This is a genomic window from Antrihabitans cavernicola (assembly GCF_008297975.1).
GTDB classification, from domain to species: domain Bacteria; phylum Actinomycetota; class Actinomycetes; order Mycobacteriales; family Mycobacteriaceae; genus Antrihabitans; species Antrihabitans cavernicola.
Window position 1 is genome coordinate 63,060 of sequence record NZ_VLNY01000001.1, and the last position, 16,048, is coordinate 79,107.

General features: G+C 64.8%; 16 protein-coding genes. 2 read left to right on the top strand and 14 right to left on the bottom strand.

What is annotated here, in order from left to right; translation table 11 throughout:
* Positions 1-213: 213 nt before the first annotated feature.
* The 7 genes from FOY51_RS00300 to ssd are packed head-to-tail and all read right to left on the bottom strand — an operon-like array spanning position 214 to position 4,843.
* Positions 214-570 (bottom strand): Rv3654c family TadE-like protein, encoded by a 357-nt coding sequence (locus FOY51_RS00300; protein WP_149428222.1) that lies wholly within the window; start codon positions 568-570, stop codon positions 214-216.
* Entirely contained in the window at positions 567-881 is a 315-nt protein-coding gene (locus FOY51_RS00305) for a TadE family type IV pilus minor pilin (protein WP_149428223.1), read from the bottom strand. Before FOY51_RS00305 ends, FOY51_RS00300 begins: the two co-directional genes overlap by 4 nt.
* 41 nt (positions 882-922) lie before the next feature.
* The gene (locus FOY51_RS00310) at positions 923-1,126 is read right to left on the bottom strand and encodes a DUF4244 domain-containing protein (protein WP_149428224.1); all 204 of its coding nucleotides are present in this window, start codon (positions 1,124-1,126) and stop codon (positions 923-925) included.
* A gap of 60 nt (positions 1,127-1,186) precedes the next feature.
* A complete protein-coding gene (locus tag FOY51_RS00315) occupies positions 1,187-1,762 on the bottom strand; it encodes a type II secretion system F family protein (RefSeq protein ID WP_149428225.1) in 576 nt (191 codons plus the stop codon).
* Complete coding sequence (locus tag FOY51_RS00320) at positions 1,759-2,580, bottom strand: type II secretion system F family protein (protein WP_149428226.1); 822 nt, start codon at positions 2,578-2,580, stop codon at positions 1,759-1,761. The genes FOY51_RS00315 and FOY51_RS00320 overlap by 4 nt, the downstream gene beginning before the upstream one ends.
* Positions 2,577-3,752 carry a TadA family conjugal transfer-associated ATPase gene (locus FOY51_RS00325; RefSeq protein WP_149428227.1) on the bottom strand — a complete coding sequence of 392 codons (1,176 nt, stop codon included), beginning with the start codon at positions 3,750-3,752 and terminating at the stop codon, positions 2,577-2,579. Before FOY51_RS00325 ends, FOY51_RS00320 begins: the two co-directional genes overlap by 4 nt.
* On the bottom strand, positions 3,749-4,843 hold the full coding sequence (gene ssd, locus FOY51_RS00330; protein ID WP_149428228.1) for a septum site-determining protein Ssd: 1,095 nt from the start codon (positions 4,841-4,843) through the stop codon (positions 3,749-3,751). Before ssd ends, FOY51_RS00325 begins: the two co-directional genes overlap by 4 nt.
* A gap of 349 nt (positions 4,844-5,192) precedes the next feature.
* Here ssd and FOY51_RS00335 point away from each other — a divergent pair, with 349 nt between their 5' ends.
* Positions 5,193-6,011, top strand: coding sequence for an HAD-IB family hydrolase (locus FOY51_RS00335; protein WP_149428229.1), 819 nt, complete (start codon positions 5,193-5,195; stop codon positions 6,009-6,011).
* Between the two features lie 404 nt (positions 6,012-6,415).
* Here the strand turns inward: FOY51_RS00335 and FOY51_RS00340 are convergent, their stop codons facing one another.
* The 5 genes from FOY51_RS00340 to FOY51_RS00360 form a co-directional block, all read right to left on the bottom strand.
* Positions 6,416-7,165, bottom strand: a complete 750-nt coding sequence (locus FOY51_RS00340) for a Fic family protein (protein WP_149428230.1) — start codon at positions 7,163-7,165, stop codon at positions 6,416-6,418.
* 24 nt (positions 7,166-7,189) lie between these two features.
* Positions 7,190-8,884 carry a dipeptide ABC transporter ATP-binding protein gene (locus FOY51_RS00345; RefSeq protein ID WP_149428231.1) on the bottom strand — a complete coding sequence of 565 codons (1,695 nt, stop codon included), beginning with the start codon at positions 8,882-8,884 and terminating at the stop codon, positions 7,190-7,192.
* Positions 8,881-9,846, bottom strand: a complete 966-nt coding sequence (locus FOY51_RS00350) for an ABC transporter permease (RefSeq protein ID WP_149428232.1) — start codon at positions 9,844-9,846, stop codon at positions 8,881-8,883. Before FOY51_RS00350 ends, FOY51_RS00345 begins: the two co-directional genes overlap by 4 nt.
* Positions 9,839-10,765, bottom strand: a complete 927-nt coding sequence (locus FOY51_RS00355; RefSeq protein WP_149428233.1) for an ABC transporter permease — start codon at positions 10,763-10,765, stop codon at positions 9,839-9,841. Before FOY51_RS00355 ends, FOY51_RS00350 begins: the two co-directional genes overlap by 8 nt.
* Positions 10,766-10,852: 87 nt before the next feature.
* Positions 10,853-12,478 (bottom strand): peptide ABC transporter substrate-binding protein, encoded by a 1,626-nt coding sequence (locus tag FOY51_RS00360; protein ID WP_149428234.1) that lies wholly within the window; start codon positions 12,476-12,478, stop codon positions 10,853-10,855.
* Between the two features lie 333 nt (positions 12,479-12,811).
* Between FOY51_RS00360 and acs the strand changes: the two genes are divergently transcribed.
* The gene (gene acs / locus FOY51_RS00365; RefSeq protein ID WP_149428235.1) at positions 12,812-14,842 is read left to right on the top strand and encodes an acetate--CoA ligase; all 2,031 of its coding nucleotides are present in this window, start codon (positions 12,812-12,814) and stop codon (positions 14,840-14,842) included.
* Here acs and FOY51_RS00370 read toward each other — a convergent pair.
* Entirely contained in the window at positions 14,826-15,395 is a 570-nt protein-coding gene (locus tag FOY51_RS00370) for a PadR family transcriptional regulator (protein WP_149428236.1), read from the bottom strand. The two genes, acs and FOY51_RS00370, sit on opposite strands and share 17 nt — an antisense overlap.
* Positions 15,392-16,036 carry a VC0807 family protein gene (locus FOY51_RS00375; protein WP_149428237.1) on the bottom strand — a complete coding sequence of 215 codons (645 nt, stop codon included), beginning with the start codon at positions 16,034-16,036 and terminating at the stop codon, positions 15,392-15,394. The genes FOY51_RS00370 and FOY51_RS00375 overlap by 4 nt, the downstream gene beginning before the upstream one ends.
* Positions 16,037-16,048: the final 12 nt, after the last annotated feature.

Sequence of the window (16,048 nt, forward strand, 5' to 3'; positions counted from 1 at the left end):
GTTCGCGGAACGGTCCGCGGTGTCCCGACGGCGCTTCGGTGATGTCCGCCAGCAACCACCCCCGCAAACGGGAAGGTGGGCGCAGCTCGGTGCTCGTCACGTGTCTCCTCGGGCAAGTCGGCCAAACGGGCACTCCTGCGCCGGATATTGCCACCGACCTCGCTGGTCCGCCGTATTTCTGCGGTGGGGTCGCCGTAAAGATTTCTTTACGCCCTACTCGTCGACAGGCCCCGCTCTGGCGACTGCGACGACGTCCTTGGCACCGAACGTGGACAGCAGCACCCGGCCCACCACGGTGACGACCGCGTCCCAGCTCTGCACCTCGCAACTGCGAACCCGCACGTGCATCCGATCTGCAACAGCCGAGGCGGCCGTGCAGGCTGCCTCGTCGCCGCGGTCCAATTCTCCTGCCGCAGCGAGCGCCGCCAGGTCCGCCGCCGATTGCGCGTTGTGCCGTGCCGACACCGCCGCTCCGAACTGCACGATCAGCAGCGCGACCACCAGCAACCCGCACATGGCGCACGCGGCGAAAACCGTTGCGCCACCGCGCTCGTCCGCAATCCGCCTCATCCGGCCTCCGGTTCTCGTGCTGCCACCGCCCGAGCCGAGATGTCGAGTAGCGGCAACAGCGGCAGTCGTGCGGTGACTGTGGCGACGGCGAAGTCACCATCGGTGCCGATCGTGACGACGGCACCGTTCGGTCCGACGTGCTGTGCCGTCGGAACGGCGTTCGCGTCGTCGCCGCGTGCAGCCAACCGGGCTCCTTCGCGGGCGGCATCCACACATCGGATGTGCATCGACGTCGCAACCACCGCACCGAGGCACAGCACGACCACCACGATGATCGACGCGATCGCAATCGCCGCCTCGACGGTTGCCATCCCGCGATCGTCGCGAGCCACTCCCACTGGGCTGCAGCGGTTTACACGGTAGTGTTGAGTGCCTTGTCGATGATCTTGGTCAGTGCACCGACGATCGAATCGCCGGTGACTACCGTGTACAGCACCGCCCCGAACGCGGCTGCCGCGATCGTGCCCACCGCATATTCTGCGGTCGACATGCCGTCGTCCTCGACCGCCGCGAGCAGCAACCGAACCTGTATCTCCCGAAGCACCGACTTCACCATCTGATCCCCCTTTGTCGTCCGGCGCGGAACGTCCGCGTCGAAGTTGTTGCAGCACAGCCCTCACAGCAGCCCACCGCCCAGCACGCGACCTGCCAGCCCGACGACCACCGGGACGATACCCAGGCACACGAATGCAGGCAGAAAGCACAGCCCCAGCGGACCGCTGATCAACACCCCTGCGCGCTCTGCTTGCGCAGCCGAAGCGTCCTCGGCCTCTGCCCGCCGCTGCGCCGCGAGTTCGGTCATCGCGCCCGCGAGCGATGAGCCCGACCGCGCCGACCGGCGAGCCATCCGAGCCAGCGATTCGGTCGCAGGATCGGCCACTGCGGCCTCCCACGCGACGGCAGGATCTGCGCCCAATGTTAGTAGATCCGCACCTCGCCGCAGCGAGTCGGACAGCGGTGCCGGTGCCGAAACAGCCACTGCTGCAGCTGCGGTCGCCATCGGTAGGCCCGCACGAAGGCATGCAGCGAGCAGGTCGAATGCGGTGGCGACCGCAAGGGGATCGTCGGTCGGTCGAGCTGGATCCTCGACGTCGACGACAACGTCGTGCAATCTCGACAGCCGCGGCGTCGAAGTCGGTCTCGGCGACACCACCACGGCCGCCGCCAGCAGTCCGAGACCCGCGCTGATCACGCCGTCACCCGAGCCGTGATCGCATCCGTCCACAACAGACCCGCACAGGCCAGCACCGTGCCGAGTACCAGCAGCACACCCCCGAGTCCACCGCCGAACAACACGTGCAGCGGCGCTGCTCCCATCAACTGCCCCAACGCTATTCCGAGCACCGGCAGTCCAGCGAGGACTGTGCCCGTAGCCCGTGCACCAGCCAAGCTCGACTCCGTTCGGCTCCGAAACCGCAAGCGGCCCAACAGATCGACACGCGCGGCGTCGAGCAATTCGGCAAGGGCAATGCCTTCTCGCTCGGCGACGTCCCACGCTGTCGCGATCCGATCGAGTTCGGGTGCAATGACCGACGTCGCATCCCGGAACGCATCGGCTCCCGATCCGCCCAACCGGCTGCGCGCAGACGCAACAGCCAACGCCGTGGCTGCCACCCCGCTGCACTGTGACATCCCACTGCACTGTGACACCCGACTGCACTCTGCCGATGCCGCGTCGCAGGCGGCGGCCGGGTGCGCGCCGATCCGCAACTCGGCGATGACGATCTCCAAGCCGTCCGTCAGCCCGCGCCGCTGGGCCTGTTGTTCGCGATCGAGTCGCGACTTACGCATCCGCACTGCGACCGTTGCGACCAACGCAGCACATGCAATCGCCCCGCACACACCTGCGGCCAGAAATGCTGGTACACAGACCAATCCGGGCAAGAAACGCCTGTTCAGGCGAAGCGACTGCGACCGCCGAGACTCGTGCACTCGGTAGAACCGACGTCGAGTGGTCGATCCCGGCAACACCACCAGTGCCGCCGCGACGCACAGCAGGGCGGCGCTCACCGCCCAGACCGCCTCTCCAGCAACGCTTCCAGCGCAGCTGCCGCACTCGCATGGCCGTCGGAACGCCACGCAGGCGCAATCGTCACCTGTCCGCGCGTATCTCGTTGCACCATTCCGATTTCCACCAGGCTGCGATGTCCGTCGGAGCGTCTGTGCACGTGCAGGACCACTTGGACGGCTGCAGCCAACTGGCTGTGCAGCGCGGCACGATCCATCCCGCCCAACGCAGCCAGCGCCTCCAACCTGGCGGGCACTTCTTCCGGCGAGTTCGCGTGAACTGTGCCCGCACCACCGTCGTGTCCGGTGTTCAATGCCGTCAACAGGTCGATCACCTCGGCGCCACGCACCTCGCCGACGACTATCCGATCGGGACGCATTCGCAGCGCCTGACGCACCAGATCGCGAACGGTCACCTCACCGACACCCTCGACGTTGGCCGCGCGCGCAACCAGCCGCACGACATGCGGGTGCTGCGGAGCCAGCTCGGCGGCGTCCTCCACGCAGACGATCCGCTCGGCACGGTCCACCTGCGCCAGCAGCGCTGCGAGCAGGGTGGTCTTGCCTGCACCGGTACCTCCGACCACCAGAAATGCCAGCCTGGCTTCGACGATCCGAAGCAGCAGCTCGCGGGCATCCGCTGCGATCGCACCACTCGCGGTCAGCACGTCCAGGCCTTGGGTCGCAGGCCGCAGCACCCGCAACGACAGGCAGGTCCCGCCGTGAGCGATGGGAGCGAGCACCGCGTGCAGCCGAACACCGAAACTGGAGTTCCCGACGCCGGGGAGTCGGCCGTCGACCCAGGGTTGCGCGTTGTCGAGACGTCTTCCCGCCGACAACGCGAGACGCTGAGCGAGGCGGCGCACCGCGGCGTCGTCGGCAAAGGTCACGTTGCTTCGCTGCAAACCCTGCCCGCGATCGACCCACACGTCGTCGGGTCCGGTGACCAGCACATCGGCGACCGTCGAATCGGCAAGAAGTGGATCGAGTGGCCCGACTCCGGTCAGCTCGGTCTGCAACAATCGCAATGCGCCGAGCAGATCGGTATCGCCGAGCACGCCACCCGCCTCCGCGCGAATCGCGGCCGCGACGGTCGCCGGCGTAGGTTCGCCCGATGTTTGCGCAAGTCGATCCCGTACCCGGTCCAATAGGTCTGTCGAGACCACCGAACTCATGCGACCCACCGCCTCGTTGCAGGACGGGCTGCGATCACGTCGAGTACGGACTGCGCGGCGGTACGCAGTGGCCCGCGTCGACGCAACCGCAAGCCACCCAACTCCACCGTGTCGGCGAGCCGGGGCTCCGGGCGCATTGCAGCGAGAAGCGGCAACCCGAGTGCGCTCGCGATGTCGGCACCACTGAGCCCACCCGGCGCCGGACCTCGAACTATCAACCCCTGATTGGCATTTCGCTCCCCTATGTAGGTCGCCACCGCCTCGGCCGCCGCGCTTGCGCGCAATTCGGCAGGCACCGTCAGCAAGACCAGATCGGCAGCCTCCAGCATGGCGTCGGTCTCACCGCGGTGGCGCCGCGGTACATCGCAGACAACGAAATCGCCTGCACCACGGGCGGCCTCGAGCACAGCCTGTATCGCGATGTGGCCCGGGTCACCGGCCGACTCGCCGCGCCCACATGCCAAAACGGCCAGGTGATCACCCACCTGAGGCAGCGCGTTGTGCAACGCCGACGCCGCTACCCGGCCACCTTCGAGCACCAAGCCCGGCCACCGCAATCCCCCGCGTTCCTCGACGCCGAGCAGTAGATCGATACCGCCGCCTGCCCCGTCACCGTCGACCAACAACGTGGCAGGCCGTACCTCTGTCGCGTCTGCCAGCAACGCGAGCGTGGCAGCGAATGTCGACGCACCCGCGCCGCCGATCCCACCCGCCACTGCGACAACGATTCCTTCGCCCGACCCCGCCTCCGGCTGTGCGCCGAGTACGTCGACAAGGCGCGCTTCGTCGTGCGGCAACGCGAGCACACTCTCCGCGCCGATCGCCGACGCGGACTGCCAATCGGGCAGTGTCGGCTCGCCATTGCACACGACGACCACACCGTGCCTGCGTTGCAGCCCGAGACGCGCACATCGTTGCGCCGCAACAGCATCCAGCACAACCAGTTGGGCGCGCGTCCAACTGGTTCGGTCTATCTCACCTGTCGGTTCGGCGAGTGCGCAGTCGGCCGCCGCTGCTGTTCGACGAACATCTTCACGCAATGCGGCGTCGTCGACCGACACGAGAGCCGTGGCATCGGTGCTGGAATCCATGACTCCGAGATTGGCGCAATCCGGAACGTCTCGACAGTGGGAATGCGGCGAATGTGGACAACTGACGCCCTGTGGATAAAAATCGGTACGGGCGTACCATTCATTGCGCAAACCTCTGGAAACCAGAGGGACGAAACGGAGAAGTTAGAGGACGGTCCCCGCCAGGGGGGGAGGAGGCGGGGACCGTCGGGTTCAGCCCCGGGGGGTCGGGCTGAACACGCCTGGAACTAGTCCAGGTGCGGTCAATACTACACCTGGCGATGGCAATGTTTGCAACTTCAACCGCCCGTTCGTTTCGGCGCGTCCGGCAGCGCGCCCGCCGGCAACCGCGGATGCCTATCCTGTACCTGTGACGGCACAGACCTCGGCAGATCCCGGCAACGGACGCATCGCGGCTTTCTTCGACTTGGACAAGACGGTGATCGCCAAATCGAGCACTCTCGCGTTCAGCAAGCCGTTCTTCGATCAGGGTCTTCTGAACAGACGGGCGGTGCTGAAAAGTAGCTATGCACAGTTTCTGTTCTTGCTGTCGGGTGCCGACCACGACCAGATGGAGCGCATGCGTGCGCACCTCGCGAACATGTGCACGGGCTGGGATGTGGAGCAGGTCAAGAGCATCGTCGCGGAGACGTTGCACGACATCGTCGACCCGCTGATCTTCGCGGAAGCGGCAGATCTGATCGCCGATCACCGCATTCGCGGACACGACATCGTGGTGGTCTCTGCGTCCGGCGAAGAGGTGGTCGCACCGATCGCGGAGGCGCTGGGCGCCACCCACACCGCCGCCACGCGCATGGTGGCGAAGGACGGCAAATACACCGGCGAGCTCGAGTTCTACTGCTACGGCGAGGGCAAGGTCGAGGCGATGAAGCAACTCGCCGACACCGAAAACTACGAACTCTCGCGCAGCTTCGCCTACTCGGATTCGATCACCGACCTGCCCATGCTGGAGGCAGTCGGGCATCCGACAGCCGTCAATCCCGACCGCGGATTGCGCAAGGAAGCGGCCGGGCGAGGCTGGCCGATCCTCACGTTCTCCAACCCGGTTTCGCTGCGCGCGCGGATTCAAGCACCGTCGTCGACGACCGTGGCCGCCACCGCCGCGGTGGGTTTCAGCGCCCTCGCGGCGGGCGCCGTGACGTACGGGTTGCTTCGCCGTCGGCGCTGAAGCGGCTCGCCGACACGCCAATTTAGTTGCGAAATCAACCCTTGCTGTGAGGGGAGTCACAGAGTACAAAGGGACTTACGGGAAGAACGGAAGGCCAAGGCGGAGCCGGAAGAGAAGGTTCAGTCTCCCGACCGGGACACCCAGCACGGACATCAGGCACCCACGCGGAGCGCGCCGCGACAAGGGCAAAAGCGTTGTGGGCCTGCGCGATTCAGATTTTCGTTGGCGAGGACCTCGCACGGGTTGCGGGGATGGACCGACGATATTCGAACCGACGCCGAGGCCAAACACACAACCCACCTAGCACGCTTGGTAACCGGGTAATCCGTGCTAGCGGGCGGCGAAGTCGATACACATCGGCAGCGCCGCCCGCTTTGCATGTCTGGGTTTCTTCTCCCCCGAACTCAGCCCCCGACAGACTCGGCGATCGATGTCGCTTCCCGTGCACCGGCCTCGAATGCGCCGCAGCACAGAATCAACCAGCTACCCACTCCCGCGGGATCGCCGGATCCGAAACCGGCGATTCCGTCTTCGTACGCTGTCCGACGCCGCAGCCAACTGACTTCGGGCACACCGAGATTGTGCGGATCAAGCCCGCTCGCCACTGCGACCAGACGTGACGCGGCCCGTGCCACCACACCGTCGGCGCTTCCGAAAGGTCGCAACGAGAGCAATTCACCGTGAACGACGGCGGCCAGCACCGGCGCCGGCGCCTTCGATCCGCCGGTCACCAGGTCGGCGAGCATGCCCAGCCGCTCCCCAACACCATCGCCGGTTCGCGGACGGCCAAGCGCAGACTGATCGTCCGCCAGATCCGCCGCTGCCAGCAGATGCAACCGCGCCAACGCCTGCAACGGAGCACGCTGCCACGTGGTGATCATGGTCGGCAGCGCGTCGCCGTCGAGCGCCTGCCCAACCCGCAGCGCCCCGGCGAGAACGGGGTCGGTGACCCCGCCCTCCGCAGGCAGTTCCGTCGATCCGCCGTCGATGGCGGCCGACGAGCGCGCCGCCCGCACCGCAGCCTCCGCCGCGGTAATGGGCCAACCTCGCCGGTTGCTTTTGTGACGGTGCACCTCGGCGAGGGCGTTGCGTGCCAGGTCGGCAGCATCGTGAACACCGGGAAGGTCGAGCAACGGTTGCAGCGGATCGGTCACGGCTGCCGACGCTACCGGGTGCCGCTACCCGACCAGCAGGTCCCGTCCCGGGATCGCGTCCAGCAGGCGACGGGTGTAGTCCTGCTGCGGGTTGTCGAACACCTCGGTGGTCTTCGCCGCTTCCACCACCTTGCCCTTGTTCATCACCACGACGTCGTCCGCGATCTGCCGAACAACGGCCAGGTCATGGGTGATGAACAGGTACGACAATCCCAGCTCGGCCTGCAGATCGTTGAGCAGCGTGAGGATCTGCGCCTGCACGAGGACGTCCAGCGCGGACACCGCCTCGTCGCATACCACGACCTCCGGTTTCAACGCCAACGCACGCGCGATCGCGACGCGTTGCCGTTGCCCACCGGACAACTCGTTGGGATAGCGACGCATCACCGACGTCGGGAGCGAGACCTTGTCGAGCAGATCGCGGACGACGTGCTCACGCTCCTTCGCCGACCCGATCTTGTGCGCCCGCAACGGTTCTTCGATGGTCCGATAGATCGAGTACATCGGATCCAATGAGCCGTACGGGTTCTGGAAGATCGGCTGCACTCGTCGACGGAATGCCAACTCCGCCTTGCGATCGAGCTTCGCCACGTTCTGGCCCTCGAACGTCACCGTGCCCGCTGTCGGCTCCAGCAATCCCAGAACCATCTGCGCCACAGTCGATTTACCGGAGCCCGACTCGCCGACGATTGCCGTGGTGGTTCCACGCTGCAAGCGGAACGACACGTCGTCGACGGCGGTGAACTCCGACGTCTTCCACGGAGCACCGCCGCGAACCGGGAACTTCTTGACCAGTCCGTCCGCGACCAGCACATCGTTGGAGATCGACGTGATGTCGGTATCGACCTCGGCAACGTGCTCCGCCATTTCCACAGCATGCTCACGAATCTCGGCGCGCTCAGTGACCGACGACAAACGCTGCGATGCCAACGACGGTGCCGAATTGACCAGTCGCTTGGTGTAGAGATGCTGCGGCTCACGCAGAATCTGCAGTGCCGGACCGGATTCCACCACCTGGCCGCGATACATAACGACCAGGTGCTCGGCACGCTCGGCGGCCAACCCCAGGTCGTGGGTGATCAGCAGCACCGCGGTGCCCAGGGTGTCGGTGAGCCCTTCCAGGTGATCGAGAATCTGGCGTTGCACCGTGACGTCGAGAGCCGAGGTGGGCTCGTCGGCGATCAGCAGCTTCGGCCTGCAGGAGAGCCCGATGGCAATGAGAGCGCGCTGGCGCATACCACCGGAGAACTCGTGCGGATACTGATCGACGCGACGCTCCGGCTCCGACATGCCGGCCTCGGCCAGCAGTTCGACGGCGCGCTGCTTCGCGGCCTTCCCCTTGGCAATTCCGTTGGCCGCCAAGGTCTCCGTGATCTGGTGGCCGACCTTCCACACCGGATTGAGGTTGGACATCGGGTCCTGCGGAACCAATCCGATGCCGGTGCCGCGGACGGCCACCACATCTTTCTTCGATGCGGACGTGAGGTCCTTGCCGTCGAAGAAGATCGATCCCGACGTCACCTTGCCGGTGCCCGGCAGCAGGTCGATGATCGCGTGCGCCGTCGTCGACTTGCCGGAGCCGGACTCGCCGACGATGGCCACCGTCTGTCCGGGGTAGACAGTGAGATTCACGTCGTGCACGGCAGGCACCTGTTTGCCGCCGGAGGTGAAGGAGACGTTGAGATCGCGGATGTCGAGCAGGGGTTGCGGTTCCGTCATCGTTTACGTGCCTTTGGATCGAGAGCGTCGCGAATCGCGTCGCCCAGCATGATGAAACTGAGCACGGTGATCGCCAATGCCGTTGCCGGATAGAACAAGATGCCCGAGCCCGAGCGGAGCTCCTTCTGCCCGCGAGCGATGTCGCCACCCCACGAGACCACCGTCGGCGGCAACCCCACACCGAGATACGACAACGTCGCCTCGGTGACGATGAACGAGCCGAGCGAAATGGTCGTCACCACGATCAGCGGGCTGATCGAGTTGGGCACAACGTGGCGCAGCAGTGTACGGAAGCTGGAGACTCCCAAGGCTTTCGACGCCATCACGTAGTCGTTGTTCTTCGCTTCGATCACCGCGCCGCGGGCGATGCGAGCAGCCTGCGGCCAGGTGAACGACGCCAGAATCATGATCACCGTCCATATCGTGCGCGACGACAACAGCTGCATCAGCACGATCGCGGCCAGCATCAGCGGCAACGAGTACACCACTTCCGCGATGCGCGACACGATCGAATCGAGCCAGCCACCGTAGAAGCCGGACAGCGCACCCAGTAGGCCGCCGATCACCAGGAACAGAATCGTGGCACCGACACCGGCGAGCACGGAAGCCTTTGCCCCGTAGACGGTTCGAGCGAAGATGTCACAACCCTGCTTGTCGAAGCCGAATGGATGCCCCGACCCGGAGCTCTTCATGCTGAAGTCGCCGTTGCAGTAGGTCGGGTCGACGCTGGTGAACAGTGACGGCCGAATCACCACGACGAGAATGAACAAAATCAGCACCGCGGCGACGATGAACAGCGGGTTGCGTCGCAAGTTCCGCCACGCGTCGCCCCAGATGCTCATGGGCGCACCGGTTTCGACAACACGGTCGGTGGCGAGCACCTCCACCTCGTCCGGTGGCGCCACGAAATATTCTTGGCGCCCGCGGCGGGCTTTCGGTGCTGCCGGCGTTGAGTCAGACATAGCGAATCCTCGGATCGAGCACGGCGTAGAGCAGATCGACCAGCAGGTTGGCCAGCAGGAAGATCACCACCAGGACGGTCACGAACGACACGACCGTGGGCGGTTCACCTCGCGTGATCGCCTGATAGAGCGTTCCGCCGACACCGTTGATGTTGAAGATGCCCTCGGTGACGATCGCACCTCCCATCAGGAAGCCCAGGTCGGTGCCGAGGAACGTGACCACCGGAATCAGCGAGTTACGCAGAATATGCACGGTGATGACGCGTCGTCGGCTCAGGCCCTTTGCCGTTGCGGTACGGACGTAGTCGGCGTTCTTGTTCTCCGCCACGGCATTTCGAGTCAGCCGCAGCACGTATGCAAACGAGAGCAGGCCCAGCACGATCGCCGGGACGAGTAATCGCCCGAACGATGCGTTGCCGCCCACGGTCACCGGGGCTATCCCCCATTTCACGCCCAGGATGAACTGTGCGAGGAAGCCGATCACGAAGATCGGGACAGCGATGATGATCAGGCTCAGCACCAGCAGCGACGAGTCGAACAGCTTGCCCTTGCGCAGTCCGGCGACAACGCCGAACAGCACGCCGAAGATGCCTTCGACGGCGAGGGCCATCACCGACAGCTTGAGGGTGACCGGAAACGCGCGGGCCATCTCGTCGGCGACCGGACGGCCGGAGAACGAGGTGCCGAAATCGAAGGTGACGATGCCCTTCAGGTACAGCAGGTACTGCACGATGAACGGCTTGTCGAGGTTGTAGCGCTCCCGAAGTTGTGCTGCCACAGCAGGAGTCAGCGGCTTGTCGCCGGCGAGCGCTTGGATGGGATCGCCTGGAATCAGAAAGACCATCGCGTAGATGAGCAGGGTGGCACCGATGAACACAGGGATCATCTGGAGCAGACGCCGCCCGATGTACCAAAGCATTCGGGTCTCCTTAGAGAAGGCGCGACTCACCCCGTGAGCCGTTCCCTCTGGTCATGGCCGTCGGGAAAGACTCACGGGGCGGGGGGCCTACTTGGTGATGTTCTCGAAGTCCGCCAGCCCATTCCAGGCGAGCTGGGCGTTGGTCACGTTCTCCGACTTACCCGCCGAGGCGATGTAGTCGAAGATCGGGATGGTCGGCAGGTCGCGCAGCAGAATTTCCTGAGCCTGCGCGGTCTGGGCGTAGGACTCCTCCGGAGTCTTCGCCTGCAACGCCGCATTCAACTTCGCGTCGAAATCCGGACTCTTGTACTCGACATCGTTGGTGGGCGAAGTCGAGAGGAAGTTCGGCGTCAGGAACTGCAGCATGGTCGGGTAGTCACCCTGCCAGCCGTAGCGGAACGCCTTGTTGATGGTCCGTCCGCTGATCTCGTCACGCACCTGCTTGAACGTCGGGTACGCCGCACCCACAGCCTCGATACCGAGCGTGTTCTTGATGCTGTTCGCGACCGCTTCGATCCAGGCCTGGTGGCCACCGTCGGAGTTGTAGGCGATCTGGAACTGACCACTCCACGGAGCGATCGCATCCGCCTGCGCCCATAGCTTCTTGGCGCCGTCCGGGTCGTAGTTCAGCACCTCGGACCCGGCCAGGTTGCCGTTGAATCCCGGCAGGCTGCTGGAGGTGAAATCCTTTGCGGGCTTACGTGTTCCCTTGAAGATGTTGTCCGCGATCTGCTGCCGGTTGATGGCCTCCGAGATCGCCTTCTTGCGCAGTACACCCTCTTCGCCTGTGAAGTGCGCGAGGTTGCCGGGGATGCCGATCCACTGGTTCTGAGCGGTCGGGGCCTCCAGCACCCGATCACCGAGATCCTGCTTGTAGGTGCCGAGCGCACTGTCCGGAATCGTGTCCAGGAAGTCCAGGTTGTTTGCCTGCAGATCCGAGTACGCGGTATCGAAGGACTGGTAGAAGACGAAGGACAGGCCGTCGTTCTTCGCCGGTCGGCCGCCCTTGTAGTCACCGTTCGGAACCACGTCGAGCTTCACGTTGTGCTGCCACGCGTCGTCGCTCGCGAACTTGTAGGGACCGTTGCCGATCGGGTGTTCACCGAACGCCTTCATGTCTTTGAACGCGGACTCCGGCAGCGGATAGAACGGCGCGTAGCCGAGTCCGAACTCGAAGTCGATCGACGGATCCTTCAGCTCCACCTTGAACGTGGTGTCGTCGACGACCGTCAGACCGGACATTGTCTGGGCCTTCGGCGGATCCGACTGCACGTCGTCGAAACCGAGGATCGGCGTGAACACGTAACTCTGCAGCTGGGCGTTGGTCGCGAGTGCGCCGTAGTTCCACGCATCGACGAACGATTTGGCGGTGACAGGTGTGCCGTCCGTGAACTTCCAGTCGGGCTTGATCTTGATGGTGAAGTTCTTCTGATCGGTGGTGTCGATCGACTGAGCCATCTCGTCGTGCGGCTGGCCCTTCGCGTCGTAATACTTCAATCCGGCGAAGAGACGATCGACGATGCGACCGCCACCGTTCTCGTTGGTGTTCGTCGGAACCAGCGGGTTCTGCGGTTCCGAACCGTTGACGGTGACCAATGCACTGTTGGATCCGGAATCGGACGAGCAAGCCGAAAGCCCGATCCCCCCGGCCAGTATCAAGGCCGCCGCGAGGGCGGTCGTTCTTCTCAATCTCAAGTTCTGCTCCCGACGCATAGTAATTTTCGTGACACGGACAAACAGCCGTCGTCGGCGCTGATTCGAAAATTCTGTTGGCAGCGCGGGCCGACACAGTTGCCCGAGTGAATGTCGGTGACATTAGCCACTCGAACGAGCCTTGTCACCGATTTGAGGCATGTTCGTTTAACTCCGTCCGATTGGGCAACATGGCCGTAATACGGGAAATACGACGGTCCATCTGCGCAATCACCGGAAAATTGCTGGTCAGTGTGTAACCGGATGCAACGGGGATGCAACGGTGATGGGATTTGAATCACATGGACTACGGTCGTGACCCAGAGCTCACGACGCGACGAAAGAGGCAGCTACATGACCGGCTCCAGTCCCGACTCCGGCAATACGGCAACCGCACTTTTCGAGCCGAGCCCCGAGTTCCGAGCCGATGCCAACGCCGGTCCCGAACTCCAAGAAGCCGCCGACAAGGACCGACTGGCGTTCTGGGCAGACCAGGCGGCGAGGCTGCACTGGCACGAGCCATGGAGCGAGGTTCTGGACTGGTCCGGAGGCGCCGCAGGAGCGGAGCCTGCGGAGCGACCCAGCTATGTCGCGAAGTGGTTTGTCGGCGGACAACTCAACGTCGCATACAACTGCGTCGATCGGCACGTCCTCGACGGACACGGCGATCAGGTGGCCATCCACTTCGAGGGCGAGCCCGGCGACAGCCGAAACATCACGTATTCGGAGCTGCTGGCCGAGGTGTCCCAGGCCGCCAACTACCTGACCGAGATCGGCCTCGAAGCGGGCGACCGCGTCGCCATCTATATGCCGATGATTCCCGAGGCGATCATCTCGATGCTCGCCTGCGCGCGCCTCGGCCTCACACATTCGGTCGTGTTCGCCGGCTTCTCTCCCAGTGCGCTGCGCCAACGCGTCGACGACGCCGAAGCCCGCCTGGTCATCACCACCGACGGGCAGTGGCGGCGCGGCAAGGCGGCGCCGCTGAAGGAAGCCGTGGACGAAGCGTTGTACGCGAATGGCGGCACCCCGCACTCCGTCGAACACGTGCTAGTGGTGCGTCGCACGAACCTCGAGATCGAGTGGACCGACGGCCGCGACGTGTGGTGGCACGAAACCGTCGCGAAGGCGTCGACCGAGCACGAAGCACAGCCGTTCGACGCCGAGCATCCCCTCTTCATCCTCTACACCTCCGGCACCACCGGTAAGCCGAAGGGCATCGTCCACACCACCGGCGGCTACCTGACGCAGGCGTCGTACACGCACCACAACGTGTTCGATCACAAGGCTGGCAAAGACGTCTACTGGTGCACCGCCGACATCGGCTGGGTCACCGGGCACACCTACATCGTCTATGGCCCGCTGTCCAACCGGACAACCCAGGTGGTCTACGAGGGAACGCCGAATTCGCCTGACGAGCACCGGCATTGGAACATCGTCGAGAAGTACGGCGTCAGCATCTACTACACGGCGCCGACGCTGATCCGCACGTTCATGAAGTGGGGCCGCCAGATTCCGCAGGCGCACGATCTGTCGTCGATCCGGGTCCTCGGCTCGGTCGGCGAGCCGATCAACCCGGAGGCGTGGCGCTGGTACCGCGAGGTGATCGGGGCGAACAAGGCACCGATCGTCGACACGTGGTGGCAGACCGAAACCGGCGCGATCATGATTTCCCCGCTGCCCGGGGTGACGGCGACGAAGCCGGGAGCTGCGATGGCGCCGCTGCCGGGTATCTCGGTGAAGATCGTCGACGACGAGGGTAACGACGTCACCGATTCGGAGAAAGAAGCTGATTTTTCGGTTCGCTCCGCAGGCTCCGCTCACGTCGGTTACCTGGTCCTGGACCAGCCGTGGCCTGCGATGCTGCGCGGCATCTGGGGCGACATGGAGCGCTACAAGGCGACCTACTGGGAAAAGTTCGCGGAGCAGGGCTGGTACTTCGCGGGCGACGGCGCCCGCTACGACGAGGACGGAGCGCTGTGGGTGCTCGGCCGCGTCGACGACGTGATGAACGTGTCGGGACACCGTATTTCGACGTCCGAGGTGGAATCGGCGCTCGTCGGGCACAGCGGTGTGGCCGAGGCCGCCGTCGTCGGTGCATCGGACGAGACGACAGGTCAGGGCATCGTCGCGTTCGTGATCCTCAAGGGCAGCACCGAGAACACCGGAGACGCACTGGTCACCGAACTGAAAGCGCACGTCTCCAAGGACATCAGCCCGATCGCCAAACCGCGCGAAATCCACATCGTCCCTGAGCTTCCCAAGACCCGCAGCGGCAAGATCATGCGCCGGTTGCTTCGCGATGTCGCGGAGGGTCGAGAGCTAGGTGACACGTCGACTCTGGTGGACCCCAAGGTGTTCGAGGACATCAGAGCCGCGCGCTGAGCGCTCGTTTCAGCTGCTGCTCGGTGCGGTGGCACCACTCGATCTGAGCGGTCAGCGTGGCGACACCGAAGTCGACCACGCTGTCCACGATCAAGGTCCGCACACCAGGCGGTAGATCCGGAAGACCAACGACGGCACGGACTTTCGCGAGTTCGCTCTCCAGGTGCGTCCGTCTGGCCTGCACCAGGTCCAGGGTTCGCGCCGGGTCCAGGTGGCCGACAAGCAGCATTCGCGCGAGATCGAGATCCCTACTGGCGATCGGTTCGGCGTCGCGGTCCAGCCAGGTACGTAGTTCGGCTTGCCCCGCGGCGGTGATGCGGTAGGTCTTGCGGTCGCGATTGCTGTCCGGATCGGGTAGCTGCTCGACTAGGCCGCCGCCCTCCAGCTTCGCAAGCAGTGGGTAGATCTGGCCGAAACTGAGCGAAAAGAACCGTTGCACACTGCGTTCGGCGAGTTGCTTGATGTCGTAGCCGCTGATCGCGCGATCGGGACCGCGAAGCCCGACGAAACCGAGAACGGTCATCGCCGGGCCACTCCAGGTGTCTTCGGTCATGCGACCGCGGCCGCCGTAACCGCGTCCGCACTCTGCGCGGCCTTCGCGCGGATGATGACCCGTCGCGTGATGAGGACCAGTACGGCGATGACCGCGATCTCGACTGCACTGGAGACGCCGGCCGCGACGTCGAGCGGGAACAGCACGACCACCAGGACGCGAAGCAACGCGTCGGTGAGCAATCCGAAGCCCCACAGCGCGGTCAGCCGGTAGTTGCGGGTGCGGAAGGCAGCGGATTCGGCCCAGAGCTGGTCGTAGGCGGTGCGCTCGTCGGGGGTCGAGAACCGCTGCAGCGCAGCATAGGACAGCGGCCGCCGGACAACCATGCTGGCGGTGAACAGCACACCCGCGACGCCGGTGGTCCCGGATTTCGCCATCAAGGCCAACGACGGGTCGTGGGTGATCACCGCGAGGATCAGCCCGATACCGAAGACGGCGAGCAAGAATCCGGCGAACAGGTCGAGGGTGCGCTCGCGCATCGCGACGATGACCACTCGGAGACCCGCGATCACCGTTGCCGCCAACAACGCGACGTACTCGTCGGCTCCGGCGATTCGCAGGCCGTAGTAGGCGATCAGCACCAAGCCGATATCCCAGAACAGGCCTTTGAACATTGCGGTGGGTACCTTCTGCGGTGTCATGTCGTGCTCCTC

Excerpts from the sequence above, each read along its gene's own strand:
- ssd (WP_149428228.1), bottom strand. The coding sequence starts at position 4,843 with ATGGATTCCAGCACCGATGCCACGGCTCTCGTGTCGGTCGACGACGCC.
- FOY51_RS00360 (WP_149428234.1), bottom strand. The coding sequence starts at position 12,478 with ATGCGTCGGGAGCAGAACTTGAGATTGAGAAGAACGACCGCCCTCGCG.
- FOY51_RS00325 (WP_149428227.1), bottom strand. The coding sequence starts at position 3,752 with ATGAGTTCGGTGGTCTCGACAGACCTATTGGACCGGGTACGGGATCGA.
- FOY51_RS00350 (WP_149428232.1), bottom strand. The coding sequence starts at position 9,846 with ATGTCTGACTCAACGCCGGCAGCACCGAAAGCCCGCCGCGGGCGCCAA.
- FOY51_RS00300 (WP_149428222.1), bottom strand. The coding sequence starts at position 570 with ATGAGGCGGATTGCGGACGAGCGCGGTGGCGCAACGGTTTTCGCCGCG.
- FOY51_RS00310 (WP_149428224.1), bottom strand. The coding sequence starts at position 1,126 with ATGGTGAAGTCGGTGCTTCGGGAGATACAGGTTCGGTTGCTGCTCGCG.
- FOY51_RS00345 (WP_149428231.1), bottom strand. The coding sequence starts at position 8,884 with ATGACGGAACCGCAACCCCTGCTCGACATCCGCGATCTCAACGTCTCC.
- FOY51_RS00305 (WP_149428223.1), bottom strand. The coding sequence starts at position 881 with ATGGCAACCGTCGAGGCGGCGATTGCGATCGCGTCGATCATCGTGGTG.
- acs (WP_149428235.1), top strand. The coding sequence starts at position 12,812 with ATGACCGGCTCCAGTCCCGACTCCGGCAATACGGCAACCGCACTTTTC.
- FOY51_RS00355 (WP_149428233.1), bottom strand. The coding sequence starts at position 10,765 with ATGCTTTGGTACATCGGGCGGCGTCTGCTCCAGATGATCCCTGTGTTC.
- FOY51_RS00370 (WP_149428236.1), bottom strand. The coding sequence starts at position 15,395 with ATGACCGAAGACACCTGGAGTGGCCCGGCGATGACCGTTCTCGGTTTC.
- FOY51_RS00375 (WP_149428237.1), bottom strand. The coding sequence starts at position 16,036 with ATGACACCGCAGAAGGTACCCACCGCAATGTTCAAAGGCCTGTTCTGG.